A 16,348-nucleotide genomic window follows, 5' to 3' on the forward strand; every position below is an offset into this window, starting at 1 on the left:
ATGAAATGGATTACGGCAGTCATTAGGCATCCTGCCCTGTCCACGTCCCCTCAGGCCTGTGCAACCAGCCCGTTTGTCGTCGTTGGTACAGCGCCCTGCTCTAGCGGCAGGATCAGGTGTTCAGGCATCGATCTGGGCCATTTTTTTGCCGCCCAGTAGTACAGCGCGGCGGGAAGTACCAGGCCGATGATCCAGGAAATGTCCACATCCCCCAGGGCCGCCACCAGCGGGCCGGTGTAGAACTTGGTGGAGATGAATGGCAATTGCACCAGCACCCCGAATACGTAGACGCTGATACCGACCGGGTTCCAACGGCCGTAGCGACCGTTCGGATCGGCCAGCGCCGACACGTCATAGCGATCACGAGTGATGCAGTAGTAGTCGACCAGGTTGATCGCACTCCAAGGCGTAAAGAACGCCAGCAGGAACAGGATGAAAGACTTGAATGCACCGAGGAACGAGTGCTGGCCAAGCAAGGCGATCAGGGTCGCCGCGCCAACGATGGCCAGCACGAACACCAGACGCTGCAAGCGCGTGACCTCCAGGCGACCCCGAAAGCCGCTGATGATGGTCGCGATGCACATGAAGCTGCCGTAGGAGTTCAGCGTGGAGATGGTGACCTTGCCGAACGCGATGCTGAAGTACAGCAGCGCAGCCGAGGCCCCCGCACCACCCAGACCTACGATGTAGGCCACTTCATGACCGGCAAATTGCCCGTTGGACATGGCCGCGGCAAACACGCCGAGGATCATCGCCACCTGTGCGCCAACCACCGAACCGGCACCGGCCGCCAGAAAGGTTTTCACCGAGGACGTCGTGCTCGGCAGGTAGCGTGAATAGTCCGCCACGTAAGGGCCGAAGGCGATTTGCCAGGATGCCGCGAGCGACACCGCCAGCAGGAAGCTGCTCCAACTGAAGTGGCGGATTTGCAGGAGCGCACCAACGTCGGCCTGGCTCATCAGACGGCTGAACAGGTAGACAAAGGCAATCACGCCAATGACGCTGGCAACGCGGCCGATGAAGTGGATCACCCGATAACCGAGCACCGTGACCAGCACGATGACACTGGCGAAGGCCAGGATCCCGACGCTGTCGCTGACACCGAACAATTGGCCCAGCGCCTGACCGGAAAGCACCGTGCCCGTCGCGGTGAAACCGAGGTACATCAAGCAGACCAGTACGATCGGGATCGCCGCGCCATACACACCGAATTGCACCCGGCTGGAGATCATCTGCGGCAGGCCCAGCTTGGGCCCTTGCGCCGCGTGCAACGCCATCACACCACCGCCCAGCAGTTGACCGATCAGCAGGCCGATCAACGACCAGAACACATCACCGCCCAGCACCACGGCCAGGGCCCCGGTGACGATCGCAGTGATCTGCAGGTTGGCACCCAGCCACAGGGTGAACTGGCTCAATAGACGACCGTGTCTTTCCGCTTCCGGGATGTAGTCGATCGAACGCCTTTCGATCAACGGGGTGGTGCTTGCACGCGCATCATTTGCAGCCATGGGTGTTCAACCTCTGATGGATTGTTTTGGGTTCGCCGCCGATCACATGTGGAGGGGGCTTGCTGCCGATGGCAGTGGGTCAGTCGCCAGACCTATTGGCTGATACACCACCATCGGGAGCAAGCCCCCTCCCACATCGGTTACTTGATCATCGGCAGGTTCAGCCCCTGCTCTTTGGCGCAGTCGATCGCGATCTGGTAACCCGCATCGGCATGACGCATCACCCCGGTGGCCGGGTCGTTGTGCAGTACGCGAGCAATCCGCTCAGCGGCTTCGTCGGTGCCGTCACAGACGATTACCATCCCGGAGTGTTGGGAGAAGCCCATGCCCACGCCGCCGCCGTGGTGCAGCGAAACCCAGGTCGCGCCGCTGGCGGTGTTGAGCAAGGCGTTGAGCAGAGGCCAATCGGACACGGCGTCGGAACCGTCCTGCATGGCTTCGGTTTCGCGGTTGGGGCTGGCCACCGAGCCGGAGTCCAGGTGGTCACGGCCGATCACGACCGGTGCCGACAGCTCACCGCTGCGCACCATTTCGTTGAACGCCAGGCCCAGCTTGGCGCGCTGGCCCAGGCCAACCCAGCAGATACGCGCCGGCAGGCCCTGGAAGCTGATGCGCTCGCGCGCCATGTCCAGCCAGTTGTGCAGGTGGGCGTCGTCGGGGATCAGCTCCTTGACCTTGGCGTCGGTCTTGTAGATGTCCTGCGGGTCACCGGACAGCGCCGCCCAACGGAACGGGCCGATGCCACGGCAGAACAGCGGGCGGATGTACGCCGGTACGAAGCCTGGGAAGTCGAACGCATTTTCCACGCCCTCTTCCTGCGCCATCTGGCGGATGTTGTTGCCGTAATCGAAGGTCGGGATGCCTTGCTTCTGGAATTCCAACATGGCTTTGACGTGCACGGCCATCGACTGCTTGGCGGCCTTGATCACGGCCGCCGGTTCGGTCTTGGCGCGGGCGCGGTATTCGTCCCAGGTCCAACCGGCCGGCAGGTAACCGTTGAGTGGGTCGTGGGCGCTGGTCTGGTCGGTGACCATGTCCGGACGCACGCCGCGCTTGACCAGTTCCGGCAGGATTTCGGCGGCGTTACCCAGCAGGGCGATGGAAATCGCCTTGCCCTCTTTGGTGTACTTGGCAATGCGCGCCAGGGCGTCGTCGAGGTCGGTGGCTTGTTCGTCGACGTAACGGCTGTTCAGGCGGAAATCGATGCTGACCTGTTGGCATTCAATGTTCAACGAGCAGGCGCCAGCCAGGGTTGCGGCCAGTGGTTGAGCGCCGCCCATGCCGCCGAGGCCGGCGGTCAGTACCCAACGGCCCTTGAGGTCGCTGTTGTAATGCTGGCGACCGGCTTCGACGAAGGTTTCGTACGTGCCTTGGACGATGCCCTGGCTACCGATGTAGATCCAGCTGCCGGCGGTCATCTGGCCGTACATGGCCAGGCCCTTGGCATCCAGTTCGTTGAAGTGTTCCCAGCTGGCCCAGTGCGGCACCAGGTTGGAGTTGGCGATCAGCACGCGCGGCGCATTGGTGTGGGTCTTGAACACGCCGACCGGTTTGCCGGATTGCACCAGCAGGGTTTCGTCGTCATTCAGGTGGGTGAGGCTTTCGACGATCTGGTCGTAGCACTCCCAGTTGCGCGCTGCACGGCCAATACCACCGTACACCACCAGTTCTTTCGGGTTCTCGGCCACTTGCGGGTCAAGGTTGTTCATCAGCATGCGCAGCGGCGCTTCGGTCAGCCAGCTTTTGGCGGTGAGCTTATTACCGCGGGCGGCACGGATTTCGACGTCACGGTATTTTGTAGGCCTTGCTTTCGAAAAATCGGTCACAGCTGGACTCCTCGGCATGATGCGCGAACATGGACGGTGCGAAGGAGAGTCTTACGCACACATCTTTACTTGTACATACAAGCATATGCAATCAGGCGGCCAACTTTCTGAGCGAGGTGTTCGGATTTTTTTGGAAAGCGCGTTCGAGCCTTGGAAATTAAGGCTTGGAGGGATGATGAAATTTCTTACGAAGGCGTTTTATAGCGAGGGAGGTTTGTCACGACAGCGCGGTTTTGCGCCGCGCTGGGGCGTTCGGTAACAAAATGGTGCGGGAGTTGGAAACAGGTCGCAAGAACAGTGGGAAACAAATGTGGGAGGGGGCTTGCCCCCGATAGCGGTGGATCAGTCAGCCCATCTGGTACTGACACACCTATATCGGGAGCAAGCCCCCTCCCACAGTTTTTAACCGCGTGCGGTCAGTTCGATGATGCAGCTGCGGCCAGCCACGCCTATGTCCAACAGGCCGGTGTTACCGTCGATTTGCAGGCAATCGTGATGACCCAGCGTGTGCCCCAGCACCTTCACTTCATCCGCCACGCTGAACACCAGCACGGTCTGCGCGGTACTGAAGAACTGCTGCACACCGTCCACCCATTGCAGCCTCGCGTGGTAACGCTGGGGCGAATAGATCAGGTTGAAATCGCGGATCGGCCCGGTGATCAGGCGGCATGACACCTGGCTATCACCCTTGAAGGCAAATGGTTGCAGGGGCAACAGGCCGCGCTGTTCTTCGCCATCCACGGTCAACACCATGCCGGCGCCCTTGATCACCGTGATCACGCGCTGGTAACCGGCGAAGCTGGAAAAACCGCCCGACTCGCCGATGTCGGCAATCGACAAGCGCCAGCCAAACCCCTCCAGGCCCTCGCCAGCATCACGGGTGATTTCTTCGGTGCTGCCACCGCCGTTTTTCCACGGCATGCGCACGTAATCGGTGGCGCGCCAGACTTTCACTGCACTCATTTACTGAAACGTCCTTCCAGGCTATGACGGGAACCGGGGTGGATCAAACGCGCGGCGGTCACCGGCTGGCGACCCGACCACGTGCGGCGGCGAATCAACAGGCATGGCTCGCTCGGCTCGATCTGCAACAGTTTGCACTCGGTGGCATCGGCGAGGATCGCTTCAACCACGTGCTCGCCTTCGGTCAGCGGCGCCACCTGGTTCAGATAGGCGTAGGGCGTTTGCTGGGTGAAATCCTGTTGCAGGTATTCCGGGGCGACCAGCGCGTTGACGAAACGGTCTTCGATTTGCACGGGAATATCGTTTTCGTAATGCACGATCAACGAGTGGAACACCCGTCCGCCCTCACGCATTTCCAGGGCGACGGCGCGCTCGGAACCGGCGGCCTCTTCGCCCAAGGTGATGACCTGGCAGGTATGGCGATGTCCGCGGGAGGCGATCTCATCGGCAATGTTGTGCACTTCAAACAGCGCGGACTGGCTCTTGGGCTCGGCGACGAACGTACCCACGCCTTGCATGCGTACCAGCAAACCTTCGGCGGTGAGTTCGCGCAGGGCGCGGTTGATGGTCATGCGGCTGAAACCCAGCTGGCTGACCAGTTCGCTCTCCGACGGTACGCGGTAATGGGGCGGCCAGTTGCCGTTGAGGATCTGCTGGCTGATCATCTGTTTGACGCGGGCATACAAGGGCGCCGGACTTTCGTCCATGTGGGCAGCCAGCGAAGACTTGGCGGGCGGAGTCGGCACAGGGAATCCTTGCAGGTGGAAAAGATGCATAGATTGCCGGAGTTTACCGAGCAGGCAAACGTCTGTATATGTATATACAAATAAACACACGACCGGGGTGCTCTAATCATGTCCGCTTTCTTTGCCGAACGCGCGCTGCTGCCTAATGGATGGGCCAACGATGTACGTCTTGAAGTCGACGCCGCTGGCGTACTGACACGCGTCCAGGCCAATGCCAGTGCAGACGCCGCCGAACGGCTCAGAGGTCCGCTGCTGGCGGGCATGCCGAACCTGCATTCCCACGCGTTTCAACGCGCCATGGCGGGCCTGGCGGAAGTCGCCGGCAACCCGAATGACAGCTTCTGGACCTGGCGCGAGTTGATGTACCGCATGGTCGGCAAGATCAACCCGGCGCAGTTGCAGGTCATCGCCCGACAGCTGTACATCGAGATGCTCAAGGCCGGTTACACCTCGGTGGCTGAGTTCCACTACGTGCATCACGACGTCAGCGGCCAACCCTATGCCGACCGCACGGAACTGTCACGCCAGATCAGCCAGGCCGCTACGAGCAGCGGGATCGGCCTGACGCTGGTGCCGGTGCTGTACAGCCACTCCGGGTTTGGCGGACAGGCACCGAATGAAGGGCAGCGCCGGTTTATCAACAGCACCGAAAACTACCTCGACCTGCAGGCGCGCTTGCAACCGATCCTCGCGGCGCAGCCAGCGCAACAACTGGGCCTGTGTTTTCACTCCCTGCGTGCGGTCACGCCGGAGCAGATCCATGAGGTACTCGCGGCCAGCGACAAGACCTGCCCCGTGCACATCCACATCGCCGAACAGCAAAAAGAAGTCGACGACTGCCTGGCCTGGAGCGGCAAACGCCCACTGCAATGGCTGTACGACAATGTCGACGTCGACGAACGCTGGTGCCTGGTCCATGCCACCCACGCCAACCCGGAAGAGGTCACGCGCATGGCCAGGAGCCGGGCGATTGCCGGCTTGTGCCTGACCACCGAAGCCAACCTGGGCGACGGGATCTTCCCGGCCGTGGACTTTCTCGCCCAGGGTGGGCGCATGGGGATTGGCTCCGACAGCCATGTGTCGCTGAGCGTGGTGGAAGAACTGCGCTGGCTGGAATACGGCCAGCGCCTGCGCGATCAGCGGCGCAACCGCCTGTATCGCAGTGATCAGCCGATGGTCGGCCGCACGCTGTTCGACGCCGCGCTCGACGGCGGCGCCCAGGCGCTGGGACAGCCGATTGGGCAATTGGCAGTGGGCAAGCGTGCGGATTGGATCGTGCTGGACGGCAACGATCCGTACCTGGCGACGGCGACCGAAGACGGGATTCTCAATCGCTGGTTGTTTGCCGGTGGGGATCGACAGGTGCGCGATGTAATGGTCAACGGGAAGTGGGTAGTGCGCGATGGGCGGCATGCCGGCGAGGAAGAAAGCAGCCGGGCGTTTACGCAGGTCTTGAGGGATTTGTTGGGCTGACAGGCAATCCATAACAAATGTAGAGGCCCCCGCTAAATCTCCGATTTAGCGGGGGCCTCTGTGGCGAGCGGGCTTGTCCCGCGTTGGGGCGCGAAGCGGCCCCTGACAAAAGACACCTGCGCTGTGTCAGGTACGCCTCAGTAGCTGGTTTGGGGGCCGCTTCGCGCCCCAACGCGGGACAAGCCCGCTCGCCACAACAGCCCTCTCCCACATTGTTTACTGCGAGGTCTTCGCCATCTGCTTGTCCGACGTACGCCAAATCAAACGCGTGGTGTCATACCCCTGCTGGCGCGCCCTGCTGAGCAGGTCTTCGCGGGTATCGGCGCTGACCGTCGGCGTACGTGACAGGATCCACATATAACGTCGGCTCGGGCTTCCAACGATGGCGGTCTTGTAGTCATCGCTGACGTACAACACCCAGTAATCGCCTTTGGCGACGCCCGGCAACAGCGCGGTAAACCAGTTATTGAATTCCACCCAGAGCTTGTCGGTCTTGCCCGGCACCTGCGGCGTAGCCGTGCCCTTGGCTTCTTCCCACTTCCAGTCAGTCGTCAGGCAGCGGTTGAACACCGACATATCGCCATCGGGCAGCAATGTGTAGCGGGCTTCGGACTGTGCACAGTTGCGCTGGAAGTACATCGGCAATCGAGCCAACTCATACCAGGTACCCTGGTAACGCTTGAGGTTGACGTTACTCGCTGTCTTGGGTTGCAGATCGTCGCCAGAATGGCTGGCACAGCCCGCCAAAAAAAGGCTGGCACAAAGGAACAAAACAAAACGCATCATTCTTCTTCTCCCGCAGGCTCTCGCCCCGGTTTACTTCAGGCCTTGCCCGGAAAACATCAGAACCTTGTCACCGGCATATTGAACGCTGATAAAGCTGTTTTTATCACCCCAGGTGCAACTGGACATGCCCAGTGCGCCGGAACAATCGGTCGGCTTACCCAGCAACGACTCCACCTCGGCCTTGGCCATGCCGGCCGACAACTTTGCGTAGTTTTCTTGGTTGACCTTGCTGCAAGCGGCCAACAGCACGCAAAAAGCCAGCAAAGCGAGACGGCGTAACGACATGGAATAACTCCTGGAGGGACGAAGCAGCTTGGGTATCTGCCAGAAGCTTAGAAGGGAAAAGAGGTGTCTGGTTCCCGACGAACGAAAACAAAAAAGCCCCGAAAACGCTGAAACGTTTCGGGGCTTATTTAAGGGTGAACCGGCTCACAACAACGCCGATCACTTATCGCGAAAAGTTACTTCTTGTGGTAACCGGTTACGCGCTCAACCTCTTCCTTCGAACCCAGGAACACCGCCACGCGCTGGTGCAGGCCTTCGGGCTGGATGTCGAGGATACGCTGATGGCCGTCGGTCGACGCACCGCCTGCCTGTTCAACCAGGAACGACATCGGGTTGGCTTCGTACATCAGGCGCAGCTTGCCCGGCTTGGACGGCTCGCGGCTGTCGCGTGGGTACATGAACAGGCCACCGCGGGTCAGGATACGGTGCACGTCAGCCACCATCGCCGCAACCCAGCGCATGTTGAAGTTCTTCTTCAACGGGCCTTCTTCGCCTTCCATCAATTCATTGACGTAGCGCTTGACCGGTTCTTCCCAGTGGCGCTGGTTGGACATGTTGATCGCGAATTCCTGCGTGGCAGCAGGAATGGTGATGTCTTCGTGGGTGAGTACGAAGCTGCCCATTTCACGGTCCAGGGTGAAGCCCTTGACGCCATCGCCCAGGGTCAGCACCAGCATGGTCTGCGGGCCGTAGATCGCGTAGCCGGCCGCAACCTGCTCGGTGCCTGGCTGCAGGAAGGCCTTTTCGTTGAGGGCTTCGTTCTGGCTCAGGTATTCGTTCGGGCAACGCAATACCGAGAAGATGGTACCGACGGGGGCGTTGATGTCGATGTTGGACGAACCGTCCAGTGGGTCGAACACCAGCAGGTAGGCACCTTTCGGGTACTTGCCCGGGATCTGGTAGGCATTGTCCATTTCTTCGGACGCCATGCCGGCCAGGTGACCGCCCCATTCGTTGGCTTCGAGCAGGATCTCGTTGGAGAGTACGTCGAGTTTCTTCTGCACTTCGCCTTGGACGTTTTCAGTGCCCATGCTGCCCAGGACACCGCCCAGTGCGCCTTTGGACACGGCGTGGCTGATCTCCTTGCAAGCACGCGCCACCACTTCGATAAGGAAGCGCAGATCGGCAGGCGTGTTGTTGCTGCGGGTCTGCTCGATCAAATAGCGACTCAGGGTAACGCGGGACATGGAAGGCTCCGATGTATGGGGGGGGCTTAAAAACCCGCGCAGTTTAACGCGAGTCGGGGCGTATTTCCTCCTATCAGAGGATTTAAACCCAATAGAGTTCATGGACTTTATTTAACGTACCGCCGCAGGCTTGCGCAGCAAACTGTAGGCCATGGCCCCCAACGCCGCGACACCGAGCAGTAACACGGCCCAGAGCCCGAACTTTTTCCAGTTCGGCCCGGTATCGACAACGGCTGCGGCCGCAGGCGACGTGACGGTCACGCCCCCGGCTACCTGGGCCTGCCCCAACGTATTGAAACGCTCGGCGTTGTAGCCAGGGATCAGGGTCGACAGCGGCAGGTTCGCCGCCTTGGCCGACGCATTACCCAGCGCCAAGGTAAATGGCGGCTCGCCCCGCGCCAGGAACACCAGTTGCGTGGCACGCACGGCAACGCGCAGTGCCGGGGCTTCGACGCCCAGGCCACCGCCGCGCTCATCCACCTGCAACTTGAGCTCAGTAACCGTTTGGCCCGGCAACGGTAATTCATCCTGCACCACGTCCTGGCCATTCTGGGTCAGGCGGTACAGCACACCGTTGCTCAGCGGCTGCCAGGCCTGCTGGCTGTCACGCCGCCCCGCCAAGGTCACGGGCGCCAGCGTGTTGGGCTGCTTCAATTCGACGCGCAGGCGCTCGACATTCAGCCCCGTCGGCAACTGCCAGCTGTACTCCCCCGCCTTGAGTCGCGAACCGGCCAGCGGCTGCGACCACACCAAGGGCATCGGTAAACTGCTGCGGGTGGCGCTTGTCAGCTTGGCCGAGGTCAGCAGCGGCGCCGCCTGGCCTTGCCACAACAAGCGCAGGTAGCGCGCCGGTTGCCCCGGCAGGCTGACGTCATGCTGTTCGACCCGCTCGTCGGCAAACGACAAGCGCGCCACTTGCCCATCACCCCAGGCTTCCCAGTGCTGCAAGTCATCACTGGCTTCAATGCTGAAACGCTGGAAGCCCTCCTGCTCGTGGCTCCAGTCAAGGCTCAGTTGCTGCAACGGTGCCTTGATCGCGCTGGCGTCCAGTACCCAGCCGCGCAGCACCTGCTTGCCGGGCTTGGCGGCGGTGGAGGGGCGTACCTCGAGCAAGGTGCCTTCGGCGCTGGACTTCACCACCACATCGGGCAAGGTTTCGTGGGTGTCGGCCGCGTACAGCGGGAACCACTTCACCTCGGTGACGTTGCGGTTTTCGGTGTGCTGGGGCGATTGTCGCGACAGTGCATAGGCCTGAGGTTCACCGGCCGCGTTAAAGACGCGTACATCACTGAGGTCGGCCTGGCGCGCGCCCAGTTGCACAGCCAAAGGCAATTCAAGGCGATACCAGGGGCCGTTGCCACTGACGCTCAGCGGCACCTGGGTGGTGAAATCGGCAGGCGTTTCCTGGGCCCACACCGACCACGTTGCGCACAACCCCACTACCGCCACGCTCAACTTACCGATCAAGAGGATGCTCCTTCAGTTTCCAGCACAGGTTCGGCACGCTTGGGCGGCAGTGGCGCGAAGTAGCCCACCACCAGCAACAACCCGCCCACGCCAATGAACGACACGATCCGCGCCAGGCCACCACGGTTGCTCAGCTCGACAAAGAACAGCTTGGCCACCACCACGGCAATCAACGCTGCGCCGATCAGCCACACTTCGCGGCGATGGCGCAGGTGGCCGCCGATCATCAGGCCGAGGGCGACCAGGGTCCAGACGATCGACAGGCTGGCTTGTACCAGCATCGATTCGAGCAACGCATCCACCTGGAACGGCACGCCGCCCCAGTGGTGGGCGGCGCGCATCACCAGCGCGGTGAAGAATGCAAACAGCGAGAGACCTGCCACGCCTTCGGCGATCAACTCGACTCGAGCCCCACGTTGCGGCGCAACGCTGCGTGACCACAGATACACACCGAACAGGGCAAACAGCAGCCCCAGGTCCAGCGGGCTGATCAGCGGCACATACGGCAACGGCCTGGCCGTGCCGTCACTGAAGCTATTGGCCAGCCAGAACCAACCGAGCATCAACACCGCCAGCGGCAGCGCCGCCAGCACCCGGTACTCTTTCGGGTAAGCCGACACCGGCCACGGCCAACGACGCGGCGTGGCTGCCAGCACCAGATACAGGCTTGGCAGAATCGCCCAGCCCAGCCAGCGCCAGGCGTTGTATTCGGCCGACAGCCGCAACAAGCCGTAACGCAGCTCCAGGGCCAGCACGCCGATCAGCATCCAGCAGCCAAGCACATGGGCGACACTCAGCGCCTTGCCCGGCGCCACTGCCGCCAGCCGCCGCAACGACACGAAGTGCACCGCAAAGACTGTCAGCCAGGCCAGCCAGCCGTACTGGGCCGCCGGGTGGTAATAGTCATGCGCGGACACCAGCAACACCACCCCCGCCGCCGGCATCAACACGGTGCAAAGCATGCCCAGCGACGCCCAGCGCAATCTCGCCGCCAGCAACGCCCAGAGTGCCACGCTGAGCGCCGCGCAGCCCAACAGGAAAGCCCCCTGCAGTTCCCGCGGGATAAACCGCAACACTTCACTGATCAGCGCCACGGCCCACCAGGCCGCGCCCCACACCAGCAACAGGTCGGACAGGCGTTGCAGCTTGAGTACGGCAAACATCGGCGCATGGGGCTCACGCTGCAAGCGCCACGCGCCAACCAGGGCGGCCAGGCCCAGGACCATCGGCGTCCAGAAACCGCTGTGCCCCAAGGGGCGCACACCTTCAGGGGTCAACGGCCCGAGCAGCTCCGGTACCGACAGCAGGAACGCAGCACCGCCGATCACCTGCAGCAGCAAACCAAATACAAAACTGACGCGCTGTTGCAGGTACAGGCTCAACCAGATGATCAGCAAGCCACTGGCCGCCCATACACCGCTGGCACTTTCCCATGGCAGCACAAACAGCACCGCAAGGTTGATCAATACCAGACCCGCGAGCAGCACCACCGACAGGCCACGCAACAGCCGCACATCGCCACGCACCTGGTCGTCGCGCACCGCCAGGAGCATGCCGCCAATCAAGGCCAGGCCGATCAGCGACGCCGTCAGCAGGCCGCTCCAGCCCGCGCTGAATACCGCCGCCCCGTCACCGCCTTGCAAACGCAGCAGAAACAGCGCGCCGCCCAGCAGTTGCACGGCGAACGCGGTAAACAGGAACGTACGCGAGCCGATGCGCAGGCCGATCCACAGGGTGGCCAGGCCGGCGACCGCCCAACTGATGGCGGTGCCTTGGGTCAGCAACAACAGCGGCGCGAGCAGGTACAAAAAGGTCAGGCCCAGGCTGGCCAACACCGGCAGCCCCTTGCGCTCCCATCCCGCCGCCTGCTCCGGCGACGCCTTGCGTAGTTGGTCGAAACTGAACAGCAGCGCCGCGCCCAGCAGCAGCGCGCCCAATGGCGCACCGTCGAGCAACGTATGGTCGCCAACGCGCAGTTCGCTGAGAAAGGCCAGCGCCGAGCCCAATTGCAATAACACGCCGAAGGCTCGCGCCAACGGCCGTTGCTGACGCAAGCCGAGCCAGAAGATCCCGGCGCCTTCCACGGCCCAGGCCGCCGCCGTCCAGCGTGCGTCGAGGCCCAGGGGAATCGCCAGGCTGGCGAAGATCACCCCCAGGGCCAGGCAGGTTTCCGCCAGCAGCAAGGCACGCCCGCCACTGAGCAATCGCGCCAGGCCCATATAGATAACGCCCAGGCCAAGGGCGCTGAACGCAGCGGCAAACTCCAAATGCTGCACCAGTGCGAACTGCAAGCCAAAACCCACCAACGGCGGACCGAACAGCAGGCTACCGTCGACGTAATCACCCTTGGCCGCCGACCAGCGCAGCAACGCCCCCCGGCTGTCATCTTCGGGCGCGTCGTTCATCTCCAGCAATTTGCGGCGGGTGAACAACAGGCCGATGACCAGGTACATCAGGAAAAACAGGATCAGGAACGGCTCGGTGCTCCACAGCAGTTCCGGAGTATACGAACGCAACCCCCAGGCGAAGCCAATGCCAAAGGTGCCGACAAAGCCGATCAGGTTGAGCAGGCGCCAGGCCTTGAACCAGGCGATGGCGAGGATGCCGGCATTGAGCAGGGCGAAATAACTGAACAGCGCCACATGGTTGCCGGCGCCGGTGGACGTGAGGATCGGTGCTGCAAACCCGCCGAGTGCCGCCGCGCAGGCCAGGCCCAGGGCATCCTGGGTAATCGCCAGGATCGCCGAGAACACGGTGATCGCTACCAGCAGGCCCAGTGCCGCGCTCGGATCGATCAACGGGTGCAGGCGCATCGCGGCAAATACCGTCAGGTACAACACCGCGATCCCGGTGCCTTGCAGCATCAATCCGTAGTTGCTGTTGCGCAGTCGTAACCACCAGCCCAGGCCCAGCAGGCCCACGGCGGCCGCAGCCACCCCGGCGTAGCGCAACTCGATCGGCACCACCATGCCTTCGGTGGCGTAGCGCAACAGGAACGCCAGGCCCAGGAACAACAGCACCACGCCGACACGCAGCACGGTGTTGCCACCCAACAGCCAATTGCGTGCGCCGCTGATGGCGCGTTCGATCAGGTTGGGGCCACGGGGAGCGGCAGGTTCTTGAGGCGCACGCGGCGTCGGGGCGGGCGTCCAGACGTCATCCGGCAGTGGGTGGCTCGGTTCGGCGACCATCGCCACAGGCGCCAATTCAGCCGGCAGTTCCCACACCAGTTCAGGCGCCTTGGCGACAGGTGTCGGCTCAGGGACAGGCGTTTCGACGATGCCATTGCTCGTTGGCGCGGGCACTTCCAGTTGCCGCAGGCGCTCGCCCAGGGCGATCAACGCCTTCTGCGTGGTTTCCAACTGAGCAGCCTGCTGCTGCGCCTGGGTCGCCAGCCTAGACAGGCGAATCGCCTGGCCAATGCCCAACCCCAACAGCGCACCGATGCCCGCGTCACTGAACGACTCATCGAGCGTCCAGCCGAGCACCAGGCCAATCAGCATGAAAATCCATTGCATGGTCGATATTCCCTAGGTAAACCGTGCTGTAGGAGCGAGCTTGCTCGCGAAGATCGCAAAGATACCGCGTTAAATCAGAAAGCACGCGTTATCGTTGGCGTTTTTCGCGAGCAAGCTCGCTCCTACAGTAGATCTAGTCCAGGGCTTTCCAGATATCGGTAGCGTACTCGCGGATCGTCCGGTCCGAAGAGAACCACCCCATCCGCGCGGTATTGAGTACCGCCGAGCGCCACCATTCCTTGGAATCATGCCAATGCGCTTCGACCCGCGCTTGTGCATCCCAATAGGCGTCGAAGTCGGCACACACCAGGAAGCGGTCATAGTCGATCAGCCCATCGATCAAGCCCACATATCGGCCTGGATCGTCCGGCGAGAACACCCCGCCTCGAATCGCCTGCAGCACATCGTTCAAACGATGGGAGGCCGCGATGTCCGGCCCGGCATGGAACTCGCCAGCCTGCTTGCGCGCCTCGACCTGTTGGGCGCTGAGACCGAAGATAAACATGTGCTCGGCCCCCACGCGCTCGTGCATCTCGACGTTGGCGCCGTCCATGGTGCCGATGGTCAGCGCGCCGTTGAGGCCGAACTTCATATTGCTGGTGCCCGACGCCTCAAAGCCGGCAGTGGAGATTTGCTCCGACAAGTCGGCCGCCGGAATGATGCTTTCCGCCAGGCTGACGTTGTAGTTGGGCAGGAACACCACCTTGAGCAGACCGCGCACGGTCGGGTCGTTGTTCACGGTGCGCGCAATGTCGTTGGTCAGCTTGATGATCAACTTGGCCTGGTGATAACTGGCCGCCGCCTTGCCCGCGAAAATCTTCACCCGCGGTACCCAGTCGGTGCCCGGCTCGGCACGGATCGCCTGGTACAGCGCCACGGTGTGCAGCAGGTTGAGCAACTGGCGCTTGTACTCGTGGATACGCTTGACCTGTACGTCGAACATTGCCGCCGGGTTGACCGCAATGCCCAGGCGCTCATGGATGATATCGGCCAGCGCGCGCTTGCTGTGCAGGCGCTGTTCGGCAAACGCCTTGCGGAATGCTTGCTTCTCGGCAAAGGTTTCCAGCTCGACCAGGCGGGTTTCCACGGTGTCGAGAATGTCGGGGCCCAGTGCATCCACCAGCATCGAGGTGAGCTTGGGGTTGGCCTGGTACAGCCAGCGGCGGAAGGTAATGCCGTTGGTTTTGTTGTTGATGCGCTCCGGGTACAGCTTGTGCAATTCGGAGAACACCGTACTGCGCATCAACTGGGTGTGCAGGCCGGAGACCCCGTTGACACTGTGGGAGCCGAGGAATGCCAGGTTGCCCATGCGCACACGGCGGCCGTTGTCTTCTTCGATCAGCGACACGGCGCGTAGCACGTCAAAATCATGGGTGCCCTTGGCCCGCAACGAGTCGATGTGCTGGGCGTTGATCAGGTAGATGATCTGCATGTGCCGGGGCAGCATGCGTTCCATCAGGCCGACCGGCCAGGTTTCCAGGGCTTCGGGCAACAGGGTGTGGTTGGTGTACGACAGGGTTTCGACGGTGACATCCCACGCGGCGTCCCATGGAATGTCGTGCAGGTCGACCAGTTGACGCATCAACTCGGCCACGGCGATCGACGGGTGCGTGTCGTTGAGCTGGATCGCCGCATGCTCGCCCAGGCTGAGTACCGAGCCGTGCATGTTCTTGTGGCGACGCAGCAGGTCTTGCAGCGAGGCCGAGACGAAGAAGTATTCCTGGCGCAGGCGCAGTTCCTGCCCCGCTTCCGTGCTGTCAGCCGGGTAAAGCACTCGGGAGATGCTTTCCGCACGGGCCACTTCGGCGACCGCACCCAAGTGGTCACCGGCGTTGAAGCGCTCCAGATGCAGGTCTTCCACCGCCCGCGCACGCCACAGGCGCAGGGTGTTGACGCTGGCGCCGCGCCAGCCGACCACCGGGGTGTCATAGGCGACGGCACGCACCGTTTCGTTGGGCGTCCACACTTGGATCATCTTGCCGGCAGGGTCCGGCAGGGTTTCGACGCTGCCGCCAAAGCCGATCGGGTAAATCACCTCGGCCCGTTCGAATTCCCACGGGTTGCCGAAATCCAGCCAGCGCTCGGTCTGTTCCTGCTGCCAGCCATCGACAATCGCTTGGCGGAACAAGCCGTGCTCATAACGAATGCCATAACCATGGCCGGCAATGCCCAGGGTCGACATGCTTTCCATAAAGCACGCCGCCAGGCGGCCCAGGCCACCGTTGCCAAGCGCCGCGTCGGGCTCCAGCAGGCGGATGCGCTCCAGGTCGACACCCAGTTCGCTCAGGGCTTCGCGAGCGATCTCCAGCACACCGAGGTTGCTCAGGCTGTCATAGAGCAAGCGGCCGATGAGGAATTCGAGGGAGAGGTAATACACCCGCTTCTGGCCTTTACGGTAGATACGCCGGGTGTGGTCCATCCAGTGGTCGACCATCTGGTCGCGGGCGGCCAGGGCAATGGCTTCGAACCAGTCGTGGTCGAAGGCGTGATCCGGGTCTTTGCCCACCGCGTAGGTGAGTTTGGTCAAGACAGCATCGCGAAACGCGGCTACCTCTGCTTCTCGTGCAAGCGGTTCCTGAGACATCG

At 62.3% G+C, this 16,348-nt stretch carries 11 protein-coding genes; 1 reads left to right on the forward strand and 10 read right to left on the reverse strand.

Features of this window, described 5'->3' with window-relative positions:
• Positions 1-50: 50 nt before the first annotated feature.
• From A7317_RS01665 to hutC, 4 genes are all read right to left on the reverse strand, one after another.
• Positions 51-1,511, reverse strand: a complete 1,461-nt coding sequence (locus tag A7317_RS01665) for a purine-cytosine permease family protein (protein ID WP_024072912.1) — start codon at positions 1,509-1,511, stop codon at positions 51-53.
• Between the two features lie 140 nt (positions 1,512-1,651).
• Positions 1,652-3,337, reverse strand: coding sequence for a urocanate hydratase (gene hutU / locus A7317_RS01670; protein ID WP_024072911.1), 1,686 nt, complete (start codon positions 3,335-3,337; stop codon positions 1,652-1,654).
• 402 nt (positions 3,338-3,739) lie between these two features.
• Positions 3,740-4,300 (reverse strand): HutD family protein, encoded by a 561-nt coding sequence (locus A7317_RS01675; protein ID WP_024072910.1) that lies wholly within the window; start codon positions 4,298-4,300, stop codon positions 3,740-3,742.
• Positions 4,297-5,007 (reverse strand): histidine utilization repressor, encoded by a 711-nt coding sequence (gene hutC / locus A7317_RS01680; RefSeq protein ID WP_223817892.1) that lies wholly within the window; start codon positions 5,005-5,007, stop codon positions 4,297-4,299. Before hutC ends, A7317_RS01675 begins: the two co-directional genes overlap by 4 nt.
• 147 nt (positions 5,008-5,154) lie before the next feature.
• Between hutC and A7317_RS01685 the strand changes: the two genes are divergently transcribed.
• A complete protein-coding gene (locus A7317_RS01685; protein ID WP_069075082.1) occupies positions 5,155-6,519 on the forward strand; it encodes a formimidoylglutamate deiminase in 1,365 nt (454 codons plus the stop codon).
• A 216-nt stretch (positions 6,520-6,735) separates the two neighbouring features.
• Here the strand turns inward: A7317_RS01685 and A7317_RS01690 are convergent, their stop codons facing one another.
• The 6 genes from A7317_RS01690 to A7317_RS01715 form a co-directional block, all read right to left on the reverse strand.
• Positions 6,736-7,305, reverse strand: a complete 570-nt coding sequence (locus tag A7317_RS01690; RefSeq protein WP_024072907.1) for a lipocalin family protein — start codon at positions 7,303-7,305, stop codon at positions 6,736-6,738.
• A 30-nt stretch (positions 7,306-7,335) separates the two neighbouring features.
• Positions 7,336-7,590, reverse strand: a complete 255-nt coding sequence (locus A7317_RS01695) for a hypothetical protein (protein WP_017849914.1) — start codon at positions 7,588-7,590, stop codon at positions 7,336-7,338.
• Between the two features lie 176 nt (positions 7,591-7,766).
• Positions 7,767-8,777, reverse strand: coding sequence for a class 1 fructose-bisphosphatase (locus tag A7317_RS01700; RefSeq protein WP_024072906.1), 1,011 nt, complete (start codon positions 8,775-8,777; stop codon positions 7,767-7,769).
• A 111-nt stretch (positions 8,778-8,888) separates the two neighbouring features.
• On the reverse strand, positions 8,889-10,241 hold the full coding sequence (locus A7317_RS01705; RefSeq protein ID WP_041161078.1) for a DUF3999 domain-containing protein: 1,353 nt from the start codon (positions 10,239-10,241) through the stop codon (positions 8,889-8,891).
• Positions 10,241-13,762 carry a DUF2339 domain-containing protein gene (locus tag A7317_RS01710; RefSeq protein ID WP_069075083.1) on the reverse strand — a complete coding sequence of 1,174 codons (3,522 nt, stop codon included), beginning with the start codon at positions 13,760-13,762 and terminating at the stop codon, positions 10,241-10,243. Before A7317_RS01710 ends, A7317_RS01705 begins: the two co-directional genes overlap by 1 nt.
• 133 nt (positions 13,763-13,895) lie before the next feature.
• A complete protein-coding gene (locus A7317_RS01715; protein WP_069075084.1) occupies positions 13,896-16,346 on the reverse strand; it encodes a glycogen/starch/alpha-glucan phosphorylase in 2,451 nt (816 codons plus the stop codon).
• Positions 16,347-16,348 lie beyond the last annotated feature (2 nt).

Origin of the sequence: Pseudomonas fluorescens (genome assembly GCF_001708445.1) — a bacterium.
In the GTDB taxonomy this organism is placed as follows: domain Bacteria; phylum Pseudomonadota; class Gammaproteobacteria; order Pseudomonadales; family Pseudomonadaceae; genus Aquipseudomonas; species Aquipseudomonas gorinensis.